Source organism: Loktanella salsilacus, assembly GCF_900114485.1.
In the GTDB taxonomy this organism is placed as follows: domain Bacteria; phylum Pseudomonadota; class Alphaproteobacteria; order Rhodobacterales; family Rhodobacteraceae; genus Loktanella; species Loktanella salsilacus.
This window is the reverse complement of sequence record NZ_FOTF01000005.1, coordinates 85,138-101,172: the sequence shown is the minus strand read 5'-3', so window position 1 is coordinate 101,172 and position 16,035 is coordinate 85,138. Positions and strand designations below refer to the sequence as shown.

General features: G+C 63.6%; 17 protein-coding genes. 7 read left to right on the top strand and 10 right to left on the bottom strand.

Translation table 11 applies throughout. The features are described 5' to 3' along the window. Positions 1-22 precede the first annotated feature (22 nt). Entirely contained in the window at positions 23-373 is a 351-nt protein-coding gene (locus tag BM131_RS05705) for a rhodanese-like domain-containing protein (RefSeq protein ID WP_090186868.1), read from the bottom strand. 124 nt (positions 374-497) lie between these two features. Next, complete coding sequence (locus tag BM131_RS05700) at positions 498-2,201, bottom strand: acyl-CoA dehydrogenase (RefSeq protein ID WP_090186865.1); 1,704 nt, start codon at positions 2,199-2,201, stop codon at positions 498-500. An 82-nt stretch (positions 2,202-2,283) separates the two neighbouring features. On the opposite strand from BM131_RS05700, the gene BM131_RS05695 reads away from it, so the two are divergent. Both BM131_RS05695 and BM131_RS05690 read left to right on the top strand, forming a co-directional pair. Beyond that, positions 2,284-3,252, top strand: coding sequence for an L-threonylcarbamoyladenylate synthase (locus tag BM131_RS05695; RefSeq protein ID WP_090186863.1), 969 nt, complete (start codon positions 2,284-2,286; stop codon positions 3,250-3,252). 43 nt (positions 3,253-3,295) lie between these two features. Further along, positions 3,296-4,240 carry a cation diffusion facilitator family transporter gene (locus tag BM131_RS05690; protein ID WP_090186860.1) on the top strand — a complete coding sequence of 315 codons (945 nt, stop codon included), beginning with the start codon at positions 3,296-3,298 and terminating at the stop codon, positions 4,238-4,240. A gap of 150 nt (positions 4,241-4,390) precedes the next feature. Here BM131_RS05690 and BM131_RS05685 read toward each other — a convergent pair whose 3' ends face one another. From BM131_RS05685 to ubiA, 4 genes are all read right to left on the bottom strand, one after another. Then, positions 4,391-5,062 (bottom strand): type 1 glutamine amidotransferase domain-containing protein, encoded by a 672-nt coding sequence (locus tag BM131_RS05685; protein ID WP_090186857.1) that lies wholly within the window; start codon positions 5,060-5,062, stop codon positions 4,391-4,393. 123 nt (positions 5,063-5,185) lie between these two features. Beyond that, entirely contained in the window at positions 5,186-5,500 is a 315-nt protein-coding gene (locus BM131_RS05680; RefSeq protein ID WP_090186854.1) for a hypothetical protein, read from the bottom strand. A 16-nt stretch (positions 5,501-5,516) separates the two neighbouring features. Continuing rightward, on the bottom strand, positions 5,517-7,403 hold the full coding sequence (locus BM131_RS05675; protein WP_090186851.1) for an OmpA family protein: 1,887 nt from the start codon (positions 7,401-7,403) through the stop codon (positions 5,517-5,519). A gap of 73 nt (positions 7,404-7,476) precedes the next feature. Further along, positions 7,477-8,454 carry a 4-hydroxybenzoate octaprenyltransferase gene (gene ubiA / locus BM131_RS05670; RefSeq protein WP_090186848.1) on the bottom strand — a complete coding sequence of 326 codons (978 nt, stop codon included), beginning with the start codon at positions 8,452-8,454 and terminating at the stop codon, positions 7,477-7,479. An 11-nt stretch (positions 8,455-8,465) separates the two neighbouring features. On the opposite strand from ubiA, the gene BM131_RS05665 reads away from it, so the two are divergent. The 4 genes from BM131_RS05665 (at position 8,466) to BM131_RS05650 (ending at position 11,579) form a co-directional block, all read left to right on the top strand. Beyond that, the gene (locus BM131_RS05665; RefSeq protein WP_090186846.1) at positions 8,466-9,182 is read left to right on the top strand and encodes a 16S rRNA (uracil(1498)-N(3))-methyltransferase; all 717 of its coding nucleotides are present in this window, start codon (positions 8,466-8,468) and stop codon (positions 9,180-9,182) included. A gap of 81 nt (positions 9,183-9,263) precedes the next feature. After that, a complete protein-coding gene (locus BM131_RS05660) occupies positions 9,264-9,782 on the top strand; it encodes a hypothetical protein (protein ID WP_090186843.1) in 519 nt (172 codons plus the stop codon). A gap of 60 nt (positions 9,783-9,842) precedes the next feature. Then, on the top strand, positions 9,843-11,213 hold the full coding sequence (locus BM131_RS05655; RefSeq protein WP_090186841.1) for a glutamate--cysteine ligase: 1,371 nt from the start codon (positions 9,843-9,845) through the stop codon (positions 11,211-11,213). 123 nt (positions 11,214-11,336) lie between these two features. After that, entirely contained in the window at positions 11,337-11,579 is a 243-nt protein-coding gene (locus BM131_RS05650; RefSeq protein WP_090186838.1) for a hypothetical protein, read from the top strand. Here the strand turns inward: BM131_RS05650 and plsY are convergent. The 4 genes from plsY to BM131_RS05630 all read right to left on the bottom strand — a co-directional run bounded on the left by plsY (position 11,576) and on the right by BM131_RS05630 (position 15,096). Then, positions 11,576-12,187 carry a glycerol-3-phosphate 1-O-acyltransferase PlsY gene (gene plsY / locus BM131_RS05645; protein ID WP_090186835.1) on the bottom strand — a complete coding sequence of 204 codons (612 nt, stop codon included), beginning with the start codon at positions 12,185-12,187 and terminating at the stop codon, positions 11,576-11,578. The two genes, BM131_RS05650 and plsY, sit on opposite strands and share 4 nt — an antisense overlap. Further along, entirely contained in the window at positions 12,180-13,475 is a 1,296-nt protein-coding gene (gene pyrC, locus BM131_RS05640; protein WP_090187185.1) for a dihydroorotase, read from the bottom strand. The genes plsY and pyrC overlap by 8 nt, the downstream gene beginning before the upstream one ends. Positions 13,476-13,562: 87 nt before the next feature. Then, the gene (locus BM131_RS05635) at positions 13,563-14,084 is read right to left on the bottom strand and encodes a hypothetical protein (RefSeq protein ID WP_090186833.1); all 522 of its coding nucleotides are present in this window, start codon (positions 14,082-14,084) and stop codon (positions 13,563-13,565) included. Positions 14,085-14,145: 61 nt separating this feature from the next. After that, complete coding sequence (locus tag BM131_RS05630) at positions 14,146-15,096, bottom strand: aspartate carbamoyltransferase catalytic subunit (RefSeq protein WP_090186830.1); 951 nt, start codon at positions 15,094-15,096, stop codon at positions 14,146-14,148. Between the two features lie 143 nt (positions 15,097-15,239). Between BM131_RS05630 and BM131_RS05625 the strand changes: the two genes are divergently transcribed. Continuing rightward, entirely contained in the window at positions 15,240-16,034 is a 795-nt protein-coding gene (locus tag BM131_RS05625; protein WP_090186826.1) for a uracil-DNA glycosylase, read from the top strand. Position 16,035: the final 1 nt, after the last annotated feature.

Sequence of the window (16,035 nt, the reverse complement as noted above, 5' to 3'; positions counted from 1 at the left end):
AAGTCGACGCGCCTTTGCTGCCTTAGGCGGGCAGTTTGCGCCATGCATTCAGGCCGCCACCGATAAAGCGGGCGTTGGTGTAGCCCATATCGCGCAGGCTGGCTGCCGACAGCGCGCCGCGATTATTGGCGTTGCAATAGCACAGGATGACGCGGTCCAGATCGGGCAGGGCCTCTTCGACGTTCATCTCTAGCTTGCCGCGGCTGATGTTCAGCGATCCGGGGATATGGTCCTTGGCGTGCTCGTCCGGGTCACGGATATCAAGGGCGATCGCGCCGTCTGCGATTAACGCGGCGACGTCTGCCGGGGCGACTTCATCGACCTTGGCGCGGGCGGCATCGGCAAGGGATTGGAATTTTTCGGTATAGGCCATGGGGAATCCTGACTGATATATTCAAGATTCAATATATATCAGCCTGCAGCAAGGCGCACGTGTTATTATAACAGCGCGCCTCGTCACGGTGTCGCAGGGGCATCGGCCCCCGCGACAGGCATTTTTAGGCGGCCAAGTCTTCTGGTGTGATCGCCAGTAGGTCATCTGCACCTTCGCGCACATGGGCCAGCAGGCCTGATACCTCTGGCAGCAGGCGGCGTATGTAGAAGGTGGCCAAACGCGCGCGGGCCGCGTCGCCGTGGATCGCAGCGGCAAGGTGGGCATGGCCGCCCAGCACGCGGGCGAAGGCCGCCAGATACGGGACAGCCCCTGCAAAGCGCTGGTTCAGGTCGGTCTGCGCAACCAGCCAATCGGTGGTTTCGCGCAGGTCTTCGGCGGCCTGCCAGACAGCTTCGGCCAGTTCCTTGTGGCTGCTGCGGGCGGCCTCTGATCCGGCTTGGATTTCCTCGATCAGCAGACGTGCCGCTTCACCGCCGTCCATCAGTTTGCGTGCGACAAGGTCCATCGCTTGGATACCGTTGGTGCCTTCATAGATCGCGGTGACGCGCACGTCGCGCAGAAATTGGGCCGCGCCGGTTTCCTCGACAAAACCCATGCCGCCGTGGACCTGCACGCCGGTCGATGCGACCTTGATGCCTGTATCGGTGCCAAAGGCTTTGGCAATCGGTGTCAGGAACGCGGCCCGGGCACGCCATGTGTCGTCGCCGGTGGCGGTGGTCATGTCGATGGCGCAGGCGCACATCATGGCTATGGCGCGGGCGGCAAAGATGTCGGACTTCATCTCGGCCAGCATGCGGCGCACGTCGGCATGTTCGATGATGCTGCCAGAGCCGCCGGCTTTGCCTTGCTTGCGGTCTTGGGCGTAGTAAAGCGCGTGCTGATATGCGCCTTCAGCGACGCCGATACCTTGGGTGCCGACACCAAGGCGGGCGTTGTTCATCATGGTGAACATCGCCGCCATGCCGCCGTTTTCCGGCCCGACCATCCAGCCGGTGGCACCGTCGTATTCCATCACAGCCGTTGGGCTGCCGTGCAGGCCAAGCTTATGTTCCAAGCTGACGACGCGCAGGCTGTTTTGTGTGCCGGGGTTGCCATCCGCATCGGGGATGAACTTTGGCACCAGAAACAGGCTGATGCCCTTGGTGCCCGGCACGCCGTCCGGCAAGCGGGCCAGCACAAGGTGGCAGACGTTTTCGGTGAAATCGTTATCGGCCCAAGAGATATAAATCTTCTGGCCGGAGATCGCATAAGTCCCATCGCCGTTATCCACGGCCTTGGACCGCAGCGCGCCGACGTCCGAACCTGCCTGCGGCTCTGTCAGGTTCATGGTGCCGCACCATTCGCCAGATATCAGCTTGGGGATATACAGATCGCGCAGGTCCTGAGAGGCGTGATGTTCCAGCGCTTCGATCTGGCCTTGGGTCATCAGCGGGTTCAGTTGCAGCGACAAGCAGGCCGCGGACATCATGTCGTTCACAGCGGTGGTGAGCGTCATCGGCAGGCCCATGCCGCCGTTGTCCGGATCGGCAGACATGCCAATCCAGCCGCCGTCGGCAATGGCCTTGTAACCGTCCGCAAACCCCGGCGATGTGCGCACGACGCCGTTTTCCAGACGGGCAGGGTGCAAATCGCCCGCGCGGTTCAGCGGGGCAAGCACCGCTTCGCACATCTTGGCGGCCTCGGTTAGGATAGCGTCGGTCATATCCGGTGTCGCTTCGCTGAACTTATCAGTCGCGGTGACAGCGGCGAAATCGGTGACGTGGTCCAGCAAAAAGCGGAAATCGGAAACGGGGGCGCGGTAGGGCATGGGTCGGCTCCTCCTGAGGCGTGCTTGGCAAGGTCGTGGCGCGGCGGTATGCAGGCGCGATCCTGACCAAGGTAGCCGCACCATGCAATCACGCAATGACAACGCCACGTCAGAAACTGCCGTCTTCCTTGCGGATGATGCGGGGCTGACAAATGCGGCAAAGGTCTTATCCGATGGCGGTTTGGTCGCGTTTCCGACGGAAACCGTCTACGGGCTTGGGGCTGATGCGCGACGCTCTGACGCGGTGGCTGGGATTTATGCGGCCAAAGGGCGGCCCAGTTTCAATCCGTTGATCGTACATGTGGCCGATTTGGCCGCGGCAGAGGCGTTGGTGACGTTTACCCCGCAGGCTTACCGTTTGGCGCAGGCATTTTGGCCCGGCGCGCTGACGCTGGTGTTGCCGCTCCGGCCGGATGCGGGAATTTCGACACTGGTGACGGCAGGGCTGACGACGCTTGCGGTGCGGGTGCCGGATCATCCGGTGGCGCAGGGCCTGCTGCGGGCCTTTGGTGGACCGGTGGCGGCCCCTAGCGCGAACCCCTCTGGCCGGATCAGCCCGACGACGGCGGCGCATGTCATGGCGGGGCTCGCGGGGCGGATCGGCGGCGTTGTCGATGGCGGTGCCTGCGGTGTCGGCGTTGAATCGACGATTGTTGATGTGACAGGCGATCCGGTCCTGCTGCGCGCCGGCGGCGTCGCGGCAGAGGCGTTAGAGGCCGCTTTGGGCCAGCCTTTGAGCCGCCCAAGCGGCACTGCCGCGATCACCGCGCCGGGGATGTTGGCCAGCCATTATGCGCCGCAGGGCACGGTGCGACTGGATGCGACCCATGCGCGGCCCGGCGAAGTCATGCTGGGGTTCGGCCCCGTCGCGGGCGATTTGACGCTGTCGGCGGCGGGCGATCTGGTTGAGGCGGCAACAAACCTATTTGACCGCCTGCACCAGCTGGATGCCATGGGGGCGCAGGCGATTGCAGTTGCGCCTGTGCCAGAGCATGGTCTTGGGGCGGCGATTAATGACCGCTTGCGGCGGGCCGCGGCACCGCGCAGCTGAACCGATGACCGCTTTGCGGCGTTGATGATCAAAGGGGACACATATGGCCGGACATCATCATCACGTCGACCCAAATGCGGGGGACCGCCGCATCGCCGCGGCGGTTGGCGTGAACCTTGCGCTGACCGTGGCGCAGATCATCGGCGGCATCCTGTCAGGCAGCCTCGCGCTGATTGCGGATGCGATCCACAACTTGTCGGACGCCTTGGCGCTGGTGATCGCATTTGGTGCCCGCAAGATTGCGCGCCGCCCTGCGGACGCTAAGATGACGTTTGGCTATGCGCGGGCAGAGGTGGTGGCCGCCCTGATCAACTACACCACGCTGATCGTGATCGGACTTTGGCTGGTTTACGAAGGCATCGCCCGCCTGATCACGCCCGAAGGGGTGAACGGATGGCTGGTGATCTGGATTGCGGGCTTTGCCCTGATCATTGACCTTATCACCGCCGCGCTGACCTATACGATGAGCAAAGACAGTATGAACATCCGCGCCGCGTTTCTGCACAACGTCAGCGATGCGCTGGGGTCTGTCGGTGTTATTGTCGCTGGTGTGCTGATCCTGACCTTCGGCTGGACGTGGGTCGACCCTGTCGTGACGCTGGGCATTGCGGGCTACATCCTGTGGCAATCCTTTTCCGAAATCGGCCACGTTATCCGCCTGCTGATGCTAGGCAGCCCGCCAGAGGCAAATGCTGACGCGATCATTGCAGATATGCGCGCGGTGGACGGCGTTGCCGACGTTCACCATGTCCACCTGTGGATGATCGACGAACACCGCAGCGCGGTGAACGCGCATATCGTGGTGGACCTTGGCGCGTGGGGCCGGGCGGATGCGATTAAAAGCGTGGTGCGCCAGTCTTTGACCGTTCATGGCATCGCGCACACGACGCTGGAAATCGAATGTAGCCGCCACGCTTGCCAAGGGGCGGGGCTGATCGGCGATGCCCCTGCCATCGTCCATGATCACGATCACACGAATGGGTCCTAGGTGCCCCCTTCTTCTGGTTGAAAATACCTTGGGGGTTTGGGGGCAAAGCCCCCAATGGATCGGCTCGGCGTAGCCGAGACGAAACATAACGACAGGACACGAAAAAGGGGGCCGCAAATCTGCGACCCCCTCCATCTTGAATCGCCAAACTTAGACGAGCGACATCAGCTTCTTAGCCGCTTCTTCGGACGACGCAGGGTTCTGGCCCGTGACCAGCTTGCCGTCGGTGACGACGAAAGAGCCCCAGTCGGCGCCTTTTTCATAGTTGCCGCCGTTGGCTTTCAGCATGTCCTCGACCAGGAACGGTACGACGTCGGTCAGGCCGACGGCGTCTTCCTCGGTGTTCGTAAAGCCGGTGACGGTCTTACCTGTGACCAGCGGCTTGCCGTCGATCATGGTGTTCTTAAAGATCGCAGGTGCGTGGCAGACGGCGGCAAGGGGCGTGCCTGCGGTGGTGACGGTTTCGATCAGCTTGATGCTGTCGGCGTCATTTGCCAGATCCCACAGAGGGCCGTGGCCACCGGGGTAAAAGACGGCATCATAACCGGCGGCGTCGATGGTTGACAGCACATCGGTGTTGGCCAGCGCTTTTTGTGCATCGGCGTCGTCCTTGAAGCGGTCAGTCGCAGGGGTCTGCGCGTCTTTGGTGTCGGACGATGGGTCAAGCGGTGGCTGACCGCCCTTGGGGGACGCGATGGTGATATCCGCGCCTGCGTCTTTGAAGACGTAGTAGGGTGCGGCGAATTCTTCGAGCCAGAAGCCAGTCTTCTTGCCAGTATCGCCCAGTTTGTCGTGCGATGTCAGAACCATAAGAATTTTCATGGGGTGTCCTTTCAAAATGCCACGCCCCGCGGCCGGTAAGGCGCAGGGCGTCTATGGGGACTAAACCATTTAAGTGTCTTGTGGTTCCATACTAGGGGACGTGTCGCCACGTCACCCCGCAGATTAGCGCTCTAGCTGGCTGCGGTACTCTTCCGCTTCTTGCCGGGCATCGCGCAAACCGTCCATGGCGGCGCGCAGCTCTGCCTCGGTTTGGGACAGCTGATTGGTGATCTCAGCCTCGCGTTGTTGCAGATAGGTGATGGCCTGGTCGCGGGTTTCTTCGGCCTCGTGCAGGGCCTGCGCCATGCGGTCAAGCTCTCCGATCTCGGCCTTGGTGACGCGGGTGGCGCGGTTGACCAACCAGCTGGCAAACCAGCCAAGGACGAAAGCGACAAAAAGGATGATCGCCGTGGCGACGATGAATTCGGTGCGGTTCACGGGGCGGTCCTGACTGTCATTCGTTCGTCTCATTCGCTGTTTCAGAGGTGGCTTCGGACTCGGCGGCGACGTCGTCCAGCGTTGTCGTCTCTTCTTCGGTTTTGGTCAAAGAGAATGCGATGCGGCGGTTTGCTTCGCGCCCGTCGGCGGTGTCGTTATCGGCAATAGGATCGGCTTCACCATAGCCGATGGCGGTGAAGGTCGCGATGGGGATGCGGCGCACGCGCAGGGCGGTCAGCACGGCATCGGCGCGGGTCTGGGACAGCTCTTGGTTCATCTCTTCGCCGCCTTGGCTGTCGGTATAGCCCGCGATTTGCAGGCGAATATCGGGGCAGCGCTGCAAAATTTCGGCGATGTCATCAACGATGGGCTGCGAATCCGATGTCAGCGTGGCAGAGCCGGGATCAAAGCCGATTTTGCGCCCCTCGGTTACGTTTTCGATATTCGCGATGCATTCGTCTGGCGTCGGCAGGCCCGCGGATGGATCAAGTTCCTTGACGTAGGTGATGTCCAAATCCGCCTCTGCGGTCTGGCCCAGTTTGCTGATCAGCAGGTTGGTTACGATCGCAGGCGCGTTGGCGTTGCCGGTGTTACCTTTGACGGTCACAAGGTCAGGCGTCACAGAGACGCTGCCGTTTTTCAACTGGGCCAGCACTTCGATCCCGGCAAGGACACGCATGGACCAGTCCTGCGGCAGATCGCCCGTAACGCGGGTGCCCATGGTGACATTGGTCGCGCCAAATTTGGCCGCGGCGTAGTTTTCGGCGGTCATGTTGGACAGATCGTCCGTCATCCGGCCGCGCAGTTGCACAGCGCCTTCGGGGCTGCGCAGGGCGGTGAATGTGGGTGGTCCGTCGGCTGTCGCCTCTGGTGGGCGGGGCAGATCGGTGGACAGGGCGTAAACGTCCGGCAGGGCATTTTCTAGCACGCCCGTGATGCGGTCAAAGGTGTCCTGATCGGTGGTCTCTAGGCCGACGAGCGTAATGTCGGTGTCAGCCAGCGTGACGGTGCCGCCGCCGATGTCCGTCACGGCCTTGATCGCCAGCGCGGCGGCACGGCCCCACGTGCGCGACGGCACGCCAAGCGCCTGCACGCAGGTGGATCGCCCGGTATAGCCAGCGGCGATGGCGGCTTCCATGATCTGCTGTTCGGTGGCGGGGCTGTCGGCCGCGCAGGCGGCAAAGCGTGCGCCATCATCGTCCTGCGTAAAGCGGATGGTATAGGGAGAGATCACCGGGCGCGGCGCAGTGATGCGCACTTGGCGGCGGACGCCTTGCGGCACATTGCGGGCCAGCGCGGTTTCAAAGTCGGCTTTTTGCGTTGCGCTGTCGGCGATGGCGGTGATCGCGATGCGGCCATCCGACACCGAAATCTTGGACCGCGGCAGCAGGTCCAGCGCGCGCAGGGCATAGGTCATGGCGTCGCGCCATGTGTCCGGCACGGGGTAATCCGCGGTTTCCAGCAGGTCGGTCACGGTCAGGCCGCGTGCGATCTGGGTGATGCGGGCGTCCAGCGCCTCGCGGTCGGTGGCTGTCGGGATCAGGCCGATGATTGATACACCGCTATCGCCGCGCAGAATCTCGACGGCAAAATCGGGGGCGGCGATGCCTGCGGTATCAACGACGGACATGTTGTCGATCACGCGGCTGGCGTCCACGACCCGCCCTGCGGTGGAGATGGCGCGAAAGCGGGCGGCCTCTGTCGGGGCTTCGCCTTCGATGATGACTTGCAGACCGTCGCCCAGCACGCTGGCCCAAGGCATCTGCGCGTCAACAAGGTCCTCTTGGACGGACACGACCGACACATCCTCGACGATGGCGACGGTCGCGCGGGCGGCAAGGGTGCAGGCGATGGCGGCGATGACAAAGACGCCGATGCGCAAAAACAGGTGTGACAGACGCATGGGTCGTGGAATCCTTGGACTTGGTCTGGACGTGATCTGAAAGTGGTCTAAGCGCAGGGGCGGCTGGACGCAATCACACCAGCAGCGCGACGGCGAAAAACGGCAAGGGCAAAAGGCCCGCGTTACGGTTGGACCGGAACAGCATCAGCAAGCTTGCCGTGTCATTCGGGCGGAACCGCGTCAGCTGCCACGTCAGGTGCCATGCCAGTGCCCAAGGGCCCAGCAAAGCGATCAGCAGGGACGGCAGGCTGCGGTCGATCGTGGCACCAATCACGGCGAGGCCTAGTAAAAACAGGGTGCCAACAAGGAAACCGCGCAGCCACATCGGGCTGTTGTCGCCGAACAGGCGGGCGGTGGATTTCACGCCGATCAGGGCGTCGTCCTCTGTGTCTTGGTGGGCGTAGATGGTGTCATAGAACAGCGTCCAGCTGATGCCCGCGACGTAAAGCGCGACAGCGGGCCAGCCCAGCGATCCGGTATGCGCCGTCCACAACAGCAGCGCGCCCCAGTTGAACGCAAGGCCAAGGAACACCTGCGGCCACCACGTAAAGCGCTTGGCAAAGGGATAGATCGCAACAGGGATCAGCGCCGCGATACCTAGGGCGATGGCGGCCAGCGGCATGGTCAGCAGAATCGCGAATGCGACAGCGCATTGCGCGCCCATCCATGCCAGCGCCTGTTTGACCGTGACCGCGCCAGACGGAATGGGCCGCGAGCGTGTGCGCGCAACAGAGCCGTCGATGTGGCGGTCGGTGATGTCGTTCCACGTGCAGCCCGCGCCGCGCATCAGGGCCGCCCCAATGGCAGAGCCTGCGATCAGCCAGACGTCGAAGGCGGTAAAACTGTTCGTCGCCAGCGCCGCCAGCGCAATCGCCCACCAGCAGGGCAGCAGCAGCAGCCATGTGCCGATGGGGCGATCAAGGCGCGACAGGCGCAAATAAGGCCGCCACGATTGCGGCGCACGGGTGTCGACCCAGTTTCCGGCGCTATCGGCGACACGGCCTGCGGCATTGGTGGTCGCTGCCTCTGGTGTCCGGGTGGTCTGGTGCATATGTTCTGCCCATGGCATCAAAAATTCGCCTTTTTGTAGAGCACCCCTTGGGGGAAGGGCAAACGGTTCCTCTGGATAAGGACCGTGCGCTGTATCTTTTTGCCGTGATGCGGCTGTCCGTTGGTGATGTGCTGACGCTGATCAACGGGCGTGACGGTGCGTGGGATGCGCAAGTCATCGAAGGGTCCAAGCGCGGCGGCGTCCTGCTGGTGCAGGCACAAACCGCGCCGCAGATTGCGCCGCCGGACCTGTGGCTGATCTTTGCCCCGATCAAAAAGGTGCGCACCGATTTCATCGTCGAAAAGGCGGTGGAACTGGGCGTGGCGCGTATTTTGCCCGTTGTGACAGATTTCACGAATGAAAAGGCGCGTCAGGACAAGTTGCAGGCCCATGCGGTCGAGGCGGCAGAGCAATGCGGCGGCACCTATGTGCCCGACGTGGCCGAGGTCACGAAATTGTCAGCTGTGCTGGATGGTTGGGGCGATCGGCGGATTTTGTTCTGCGACGAAGGCTTGGTTGGCACGGCCGCGAATCTGGCCAGCCTGACGCCCGGACCTTGGGCCGTGCTGATCGGACCAGAGGGCGGTTTTTCGGACAGTGAACGCGCGCGGCTGCATGCGATGCCGCAGGCGCAGGCGATCAGTCTGGGGCCGCGGATTTTGCGCGCCGATACGGCGGCGGTCGCTGCATTGACGCTGTGGCAGACGACGCTGGGGGACTGGCAGTGAGGCTGCTGCAAAGCCGATCACTGGGCGAAAAATCAGAAGGCCGCAGACGCGGGCGGCACTGTGAAACAGAAGGGCAAGCGCATGGCTGAGTTTTTGAGGCCGCAGGCGCGGGCGACCCTGTGGCGCTGGCGAGAGGTCTTATTTGCAGGGGCTTTGGCAGCATTGGGCCTGTGGTGGGCGCTGGGCAGCTTTGGTCTGGTCAAGTGGATCGGCATCGTTCTGGTCCTGCTGGCGGCCGCGATCGCAGCGGCTGGCGTGCAGCGTGCACGGTTCCGCCAAGATGGGCAGGGGCCGGGAATTGTCATGCTGGACGAGCGGCGCTTGGTCTACATGGGGCCGCTGACGGGCGGCGCGATGGATGTCGCGGATCTGACCCGGTTAGAGCTGGAACCCGCCGCCATGCCGCGCCCGCATTGGGTGCTGACGGGCGTGGGCGGGCAGGCGCTGGCTATTCCAGTGAATGCGGAAGGGGCTGAAACGTTGTTCGATGTCTTCGCCGCTTTGCCGGGGATTCGCAGCGGTTCGGTCCTAGATGTGCTGGAACGCACACCCGGTGCGCGGGTGACCGTGTGGGAAAAGGAACGAACGCTCTTGCATTGACGCAAGGGGTGGGTCACGCCAGATACTCTGTGAAACCCGCGCGATGAAAAGGCTGCCCTTATGTCCATTCCCCAAACCGGTGGCGGCCCCATCGAAAGCCATGATCAACTGGCAGAGATGCTGTCCAAAGGCTGTAAGCCCAAGGATCAATGGCGTATCGGCACAGAACACGAGAAATTCGGCTATATCAAAGCGACCAACATGCCGCTGCCCTATGAGGGCGACGTCGGCATCAAGGCGATGCTGGAGGGGCTGGAGCAGCGATTCGGCTGGGACCGCGTTGAAGAAGGCGGCAAGATCATTGGCCTGACCAAGGACGGCGCCAATGTGTCGCTAGAGCCGGGCGGTCAGCTAGAGCTGTCAGGCGCGCCGCTTGAGACGATCCACCAGACCTGCGATGAAGTGAACCACCATCTGGCGCAGGTCAAAGAGATCGCGGACGAGATGGGCGCAGGCTTTATCGGTCTGGGCGCAGCGCCTGAATGGACGCACGAGCAGATGCCGCTGATGCCCAAGGGGCGTTACAAACTGATGGACGCCTATATGGGCACCGTTGGCACGCATGGCACGCAGATGATGCGGCGGACCTGCACGGTTCAGGTGAACCTGGATTTCAGCTCTGAAGTCGACATGGTGCAAAAGCTGCGCGTGGCGATTGCCCTGCAGCCTGTCGCGACGGCGCTATTCGCGAATTCGCCTTTCTTTGAGGGCAAGCCGAACGGCCACAAGTCTTGGCGTTCGCGCGTCTGGCGGGGCCTTGACGACTCGCGCACCGGGATGCTGCCTTGGGTATTCGAGGACGGCATGGGGTTCGAGCGTTGGGTGGACTGGGTCCTCGATGTGCCGATGTATTTTGTGTACCGCGACGGTAAGTATATCGACGCGCTGGGCCAGTCGTTCCGCGATTTTCTGAAGGGCGAACTGCCTGCACTGCCGGGCGAGAAGCCATTGCTGAGCGATTGGGCCGACCATCTGACGACGGTCTTCCCCGAAGCGCGGATCAAGCAATTCATCGAGATGCGCGGTGCCGACGGTGGCCCATGGCGACGTCTGTGTGCGCTGCCGGCGTTCTGGGTTGGTCTGACTTATGACCAAGGCGCGCTGGATGCGGCATGGGACCTGTGCAAGGACTGGACCGCAGAGCAGCGTCAGGCGCTGCTGGTGGCGTCGAGCGTGGACGGGTTGCAGGCCAAGGTGGACGGCATCGATATGCACCAGCTGGCGAAGGCCTGTGTGGATATCGCCCATGGCGGATTGAAGGCGCGGGCCAAGCCCGGTGCAGGCGGTTTGGTTGCGGATGAGACACATTTCCTGAATGCGCTGCAGGAAAGCGTCGAGACGGGCCAAGTGCCTGCGGATGAGCTGCTTGCCAAGTACCACGGTGAGTGGGGCGGTGATTTGAGCAAGATCTATCCGGAATATTCTTATTGAGAGGTTGGCTGGGGGCTCTGCCCCCGGCTACGCCTCCCCCGAGGTATTTTAGACCAGAAGAAGAGGAGGCGTGCCGGTTTGGGCGCGCCTTTATTTTGCCGCAATTGCGGTGAAGGTGGCGGGATGATTGCAGGATTTTTGTTCAAGCGGATTGTGCCGGTCGCGTTGATTGCGGGACCTTTGGCGCTGGGGCTGCCAGTCAAGGCGGGCGGCGCTTTTGTGCTGGGCGCGTTGGCGGGGCTGGCTGTGGTGCTGCCCTTTGCGCTGGCGCTGCGGCTTGTGAACCTACGCATGGTGCTGGGCTGGCCGCTGTGGCTGCTGGGGGCAGCGCTGCGCCTGCTCTGGCGCGGGCGCAGGATTATTTAGCTTTTCGCGCCGATCTTAGGCTCGGTCCCTTTGCGCAGGCGGGCGATATTGGCCCAGTGGCGCAGGTAGATCAGGATCGCGAGCACGGTGGCGAGTGCGAACAGGTCGCCGCGGCCGATCAGCACCAGCACGATGGGCGTCCAGCCTGCGGCAAGCAAGGCCGCGAGGGACGAGATTTTGCCGAATTTGGCGGTCAGTCCCCAGATGGCGCAGGCGATCAGGCCTGCCAGTGGCACGAGCGCCAGCATGATGCCAAGGAAGGTTGCCACACCTTTGCCGCCGCGAAAGCCAAGCCAGACAGGGAAGCAGTGGCCGATCAGGGCGGCCAGCGCGGCCAGTTGCACGGCGTCATAGGAAGAGGCGAAGGCGCTGGCGAGCAGCACAGCGATGGCCCCTTTCAGCGCGTCACCCAGCAGGGTCAGGGCAGCGGCGCGTTTGTTGCCGGTGCGCAGCACATTCGTGGCCCCGATATTGCCAGAGCCGATTGTGCGTAGATCGCCGAGGCCCATGACGCGGGCGAGGATGACGCCCGTCGGGATAGAGCCGAGCAGGTAACCGATAGCGCCCCAAAGCAGCAGCATGGCGACGGGTGAGGAAATATCAGGCATCAAAGCCTCCTTGAACGTGGGTGCCAGCGACACAGGTGCCCCCGACCCATGTACCGATCACGCGCCCTTGCAGGCGGGCGCCGTCGAACGGGGTATTCTTGGATTTTGACAGAAGTGTGGCGCGGTCCAGCACGAAAGGTGCATCGGGGTCGAAGAGCACCAGATCGGCGGGGGTACCCGGCGTCAGGCGGCCTGCGGGCAGGTTCAGCAGGTGCGCCGGGTTCAGCGTGAGGGCGCGAAACAGGCGCGGCAGGGTGATCTGGCCCGCGTGCACCAAACGCAGCGCGGCGGGGAGTAAAGTTTGCAGGCCGACAGCGCCAGCGGCGGCGTGTTCAAACGGTAGGCGTTTGGATTCCTCGTCCTGCGGCGTGTGCATAGAGCAGACGATGTCGATCAGACCCTCGGCCAGTGCGTTGATGACGGCTTGGCGGTCATCCTCTGACCGCAGTGGCGGAGTCAGTTTAAAGAAGGTGCGGTAGTCGGCGACATCCATGTCGTTCAGCGTCAGGTGGTGGATGCTGATGCCAGCGGTGATTTTCAGGCCGTTCCGCTTGGCTCGTTCCAGCGCGGGCAGGGCGCGGGCGGTGGTGATCTGGTCGGCATGATAGCGCGCGCCGGTCATTTCCAGCAGGGCGATATCCCGGTCAAGGCCCATGCGTTCCGCCATGGGCGACACGGCAGGCAACCCGCGCAGCGATGCGAATTTGCCGCTGGTGACGCAGGCCCCGGCAGACAGGCCCGGGTCTTGGGGGTGGCCGATGACCAATGCGCCAAGGCTGCGGGCATAGGTCAGGGCGCGGGAGAGGACTTTGGTATCCGTGACGACGTGATCGCCATCGGTGAAAGCGACAGCGCCTGCGTCGAGCAGGAAGCCGATCTCTGTCATCTCTCGGCCTTCGCGGCCCTTTGTCAGGGTCGCCATGGGCAGAACGTTGACGCAGGCCTCGACTTCGGCCCGGCGGCGGACGAACTCCAGCGCCTCTGGCGTGTCGATGGGGGGAGCGGTGTCGGGGCGGGTGACGATGGTGGTAACGCCGCCAGCGGCTGCGGCGCGGCCAGCAGAGCGGAAGGATTCCTTGTGCCGCTCGCCCGGTTCAGAGACTTTGACGCCGATGTCGATAATGCCGGGGGCGAGGCACGCGCCGTCGCAATCAATCACAGTGGCCCCCGCTGGGGCATCGGCGTTCAGGGCCGTGATCAGGCCGTCCTGCACGGTCAAGGTGCCGACATCGTCGGTCAGTGCGACCGGGTCGATCAGGCGGGCGTTTATAAAATGTAGGGTTGTCATGCGGTCCTGCGTCTTGCGGCGGTCGGGCAAGGTGTAGGGAGCGCGGGCAGCAGGGTCAATCTTTGCCGCATGTTTCGGGGAATGTGGTTAGCTGGCCACCCAGATCATCAGGGCGACAAGGGCAAAAAGGACCAGCAGCGCGATGGTGGCGACGCGGCCCGACATGGCGGCGTTACTGGGCGGCGCTTTGCTGCCGGTCACGGTGCCGGTCGCGGCGTCTGATGTCAGCGGTGCGGCGGGTGCGGTCAGGCGGGCGGGCGCGCCCGTCGTGGTGACGTGGGTGACCTGCGGTGCAAGGGTTAGGGTCACGTCGCGGCCCGCGCTGGCGCGGGACATGATCAGGACGGCGATGCCATGCAAATCGCGCAGGGCCGGATCGACAGCAGCCTCTGGCGGGATGTCATAGCCTTGGTTCAGGTAGTCGAGCAGGGTCAGCCCCGACAGATCGCGGGTGTCAACGACGTCGATATAGGTCGGATCAAGGGTATCGGTGCCGAAGAGCGCCAAGAGCGCCTCTGGCGTGCGATCAGAGAGGCCTTCGGGGAGGGGGTCCGTGACTTTGAAGACGCGGATCAGGCCGTGGTCGTTCGCGGGGATGGTCAGGGTCATGCGGCAAGCTCCGTTTGTCGTGTAAGAGGGCAACCGCGCAGGGGCGGGACTGGTTCCCGGATCAGGCGGCGGCTTCTGCGCGGGCGGCGCGCAGGTTGCGGGCCAGCAGGTCCATCGCGGCCATGCGCACGGCGACGCCCATTTCCACCTGCGTTTGAATGACAGAGCGGTTGATGTCGTCGGCGATGGTGCCGTCAATTTCAACGCCGCGGTTCATTGGGCCGGGGTGCATGACGATGGCGTCCGGCTTGGCGCGGGCCAGTTTGGCGGCATCAAGGCCGTAGCGGTGGAAATATTCCCGCTCTGACGGGATAAAGCCGCCGTCCATGCGTTCCTTTTGCAGGCGGAGCATCATCACGACGTCGACGTCCTGCAGACCCTTTTCCATATCATCGAACACCTCTACCCCGAATTCACTGATGCCGGCGGGCATCAGGGTCGGCGGGGCGATCAGGCGGACGCGGTTTTCCATTTTGCCGAGCAGCATGATGTTGGACCGGGCGACGCGGGAATGGGCGATGTCGCCGCAGATCGCAATGGACAGGCGGTGCAGGCGCCCTTTGGCGCGGCGGATGGTGAGGCCGTCAAGCAGGGCCTGCGTGGGGTGTTCGTGGCGGCCGTCGCCTGCATTCAGCACCGCCCCATTCACCTTTTGCGCCAGCAGATCCACCGCGCCAGAGGACGGATGCCGCACAACCAGCAGGTCGGGGTGCATGGCGTTCAGGGTCAGGGCCGTGTCGATCAGGGTTTCGCCCTTTTTGACGCTGCTGGACTGCATCGCCATGTTCATCACATCCGCGCCCAGCTTTTTGCCAGCAAGTTCAAAGCTGGCTTGGGTGCGGGTGGAGTTTTCGAAGAACATGTTGATCTGGGTCATGCCCGCCAGCACGTCGCGGTGGGTTTTGCCGGCGCGGTTGTCGGTGGCGTAGGTATCGGCCAGATCAATCAGGGTTGTGATCTCGTCTGGGGCCAGATGTTCGATGCCCAGCAGGTGGCGTGCGCGGAATGACATGATGGCTCTCCTTCTTGATGGCGGTGGTTATAGGCGGGCGCGGGATGGGGGGCCAGCCCCCCCGGCTGCGCCGTCCCCCCGAGATATTTTTGACCAGAAGAAGGGGACTGCGTTCCGCCTTTGGCTGGGGTAGAGTGAGGCCTATGGAATCAAGTGAGACATATTGGGCCGAGGTTGCCTTGCTCGACTGGCAAGTGGCCTTGGGCGCGGATGAGGCGATTGGCGATGTGCCCGTCGACCGCTATGCGCTGGAAGCCGTGGCGGCGAAGGCTGCGCCAGTGAAGCTTGCCCCCGGTACGCGGCCACCGCCGCCGCCGATCCCGGTGCCCGAAAAGTTCGACGCCGTGGCGCTGGCGCGCGAGGCGGCTGAGGCGGCGGCAGATTTGGCGGCGCTTGCGACGGCGCATGAAGGGTTCGAGTTGTGCGCGCTTAAGCGCGGTGCGCGCAACTTTGTCGGGGCCGAGGGACACATGGCCGCGCGTGTCATGGTGATTGGCGATGCGCCGGGCCGGGCCGAGGATCAGGCGGGACGTCCCTTTGTCGGGCCGCAGGGCGCGTTGCTGGACCGGATGCTGGGGGCGATCGGGCTGGACCGGACGTCCGAGGCCGCGGCGCAGGCGGCCTATGTCATGCATGTGATGCCTTGGCGCACGGCGGGGGCGGGCATGCCGCTGGCGGATGATCTGGCGATGATGCTGCCGTTTGTGCAGCGGCATATCGCGCTGGTGCAGCCGGATGTTGTCGTCTGTATGGGCAATGCGGCCTGTCAGGCCTTGCTGGGACGCGCCGGAATTACGCGGATGCGCGGGCAGTGGGCCGAGGTGATGGGCCGCCCCGCGCTGCCGATGTTTTCGCCAGACATGCTGCTGGGCCAGCCGGCGGCCAAGCGCGAGGCTTGGGCCGACCTGCTGGCGCTGAAGGCGCGGCTGCGGGGCTAAG

Coding starts and splice junctions, on each gene's coding strand:
- BM131_RS05705 (WP_090186868.1), bottom strand. CDS start 373: ATGGCCTATACCGAAAAATTCCAATCCCTTGCCGATGCCGCCCGCGCC.
- BM131_RS05700 (WP_090186865.1), bottom strand. CDS start 2,201: ATGCCCTACCGCGCCCCCGTTTCCGATTTCCGCTTTTTGCTGGACCAC.
- BM131_RS05695 (WP_090186863.1), top strand. CDS start 2,284: ATGCAATCACGCAATGACAACGCCACGTCAGAAACTGCCGTCTTCCTT.
- BM131_RS05690 (WP_090186860.1), top strand. CDS start 3,296: ATGGCCGGACATCATCATCACGTCGACCCAAATGCGGGGGACCGCCGC.
- BM131_RS05685 (WP_090186857.1), bottom strand. CDS start 5,062: ATGAAAATTCTTATGGTTCTGACATCGCACGACAAACTGGGCGATACT.
- BM131_RS05675 (WP_090186851.1), bottom strand. CDS start 7,403: ATGCGTCTGTCACACCTGTTTTTGCGCATCGGCGTCTTTGTCATCGCC.
- ubiA (WP_090186848.1), bottom strand. CDS start 8,454: ATGCACCAGACCACCCGGACACCAGAGGCAGCGACCACCAATGCCGCA.
- BM131_RS05665 (WP_090186846.1), top strand. CDS start 8,466: ATGGCATCAAAAATTCGCCTTTTTGTAGAGCACCCCTTGGGGGAAGGG.
- BM131_RS05660 (WP_090186843.1), top strand. CDS start 9,264: ATGGCTGAGTTTTTGAGGCCGCAGGCGCGGGCGACCCTGTGGCGCTGG.
- BM131_RS05655 (WP_090186841.1), top strand. CDS start 9,843: ATGTCCATTCCCCAAACCGGTGGCGGCCCCATCGAAAGCCATGATCAA.
- BM131_RS05650 (WP_090186838.1), top strand. CDS start 11,337: ATGATTGCAGGATTTTTGTTCAAGCGGATTGTGCCGGTCGCGTTGATT.
- plsY (WP_090186835.1), bottom strand. CDS start 12,187: ATGCCTGATATTTCCTCACCCGTCGCCATGCTGCTGCTTTGGGGCGCT.
- pyrC (WP_090187185.1), bottom strand. CDS start 13,475: ATGACAACCCTACATTTTATAAACGCCCGCCTGATCGACCCGGTCGCA.
- BM131_RS05635 (WP_090186833.1), bottom strand. CDS start 14,084: ATGACCCTGACCATCCCCGCGAACGACCACGGCCTGATCCGCGTCTTC.
- BM131_RS05630 (WP_090186830.1), bottom strand. CDS start 15,096: ATGTCATTCCGCGCACGCCACCTGCTGGGCATCGAACATCTGGCCCCA.
- BM131_RS05625 (WP_090186826.1), top strand. CDS start 15,240: ATGGAATCAAGTGAGACATATTGGGCCGAGGTTGCCTTGCTCGACTGG.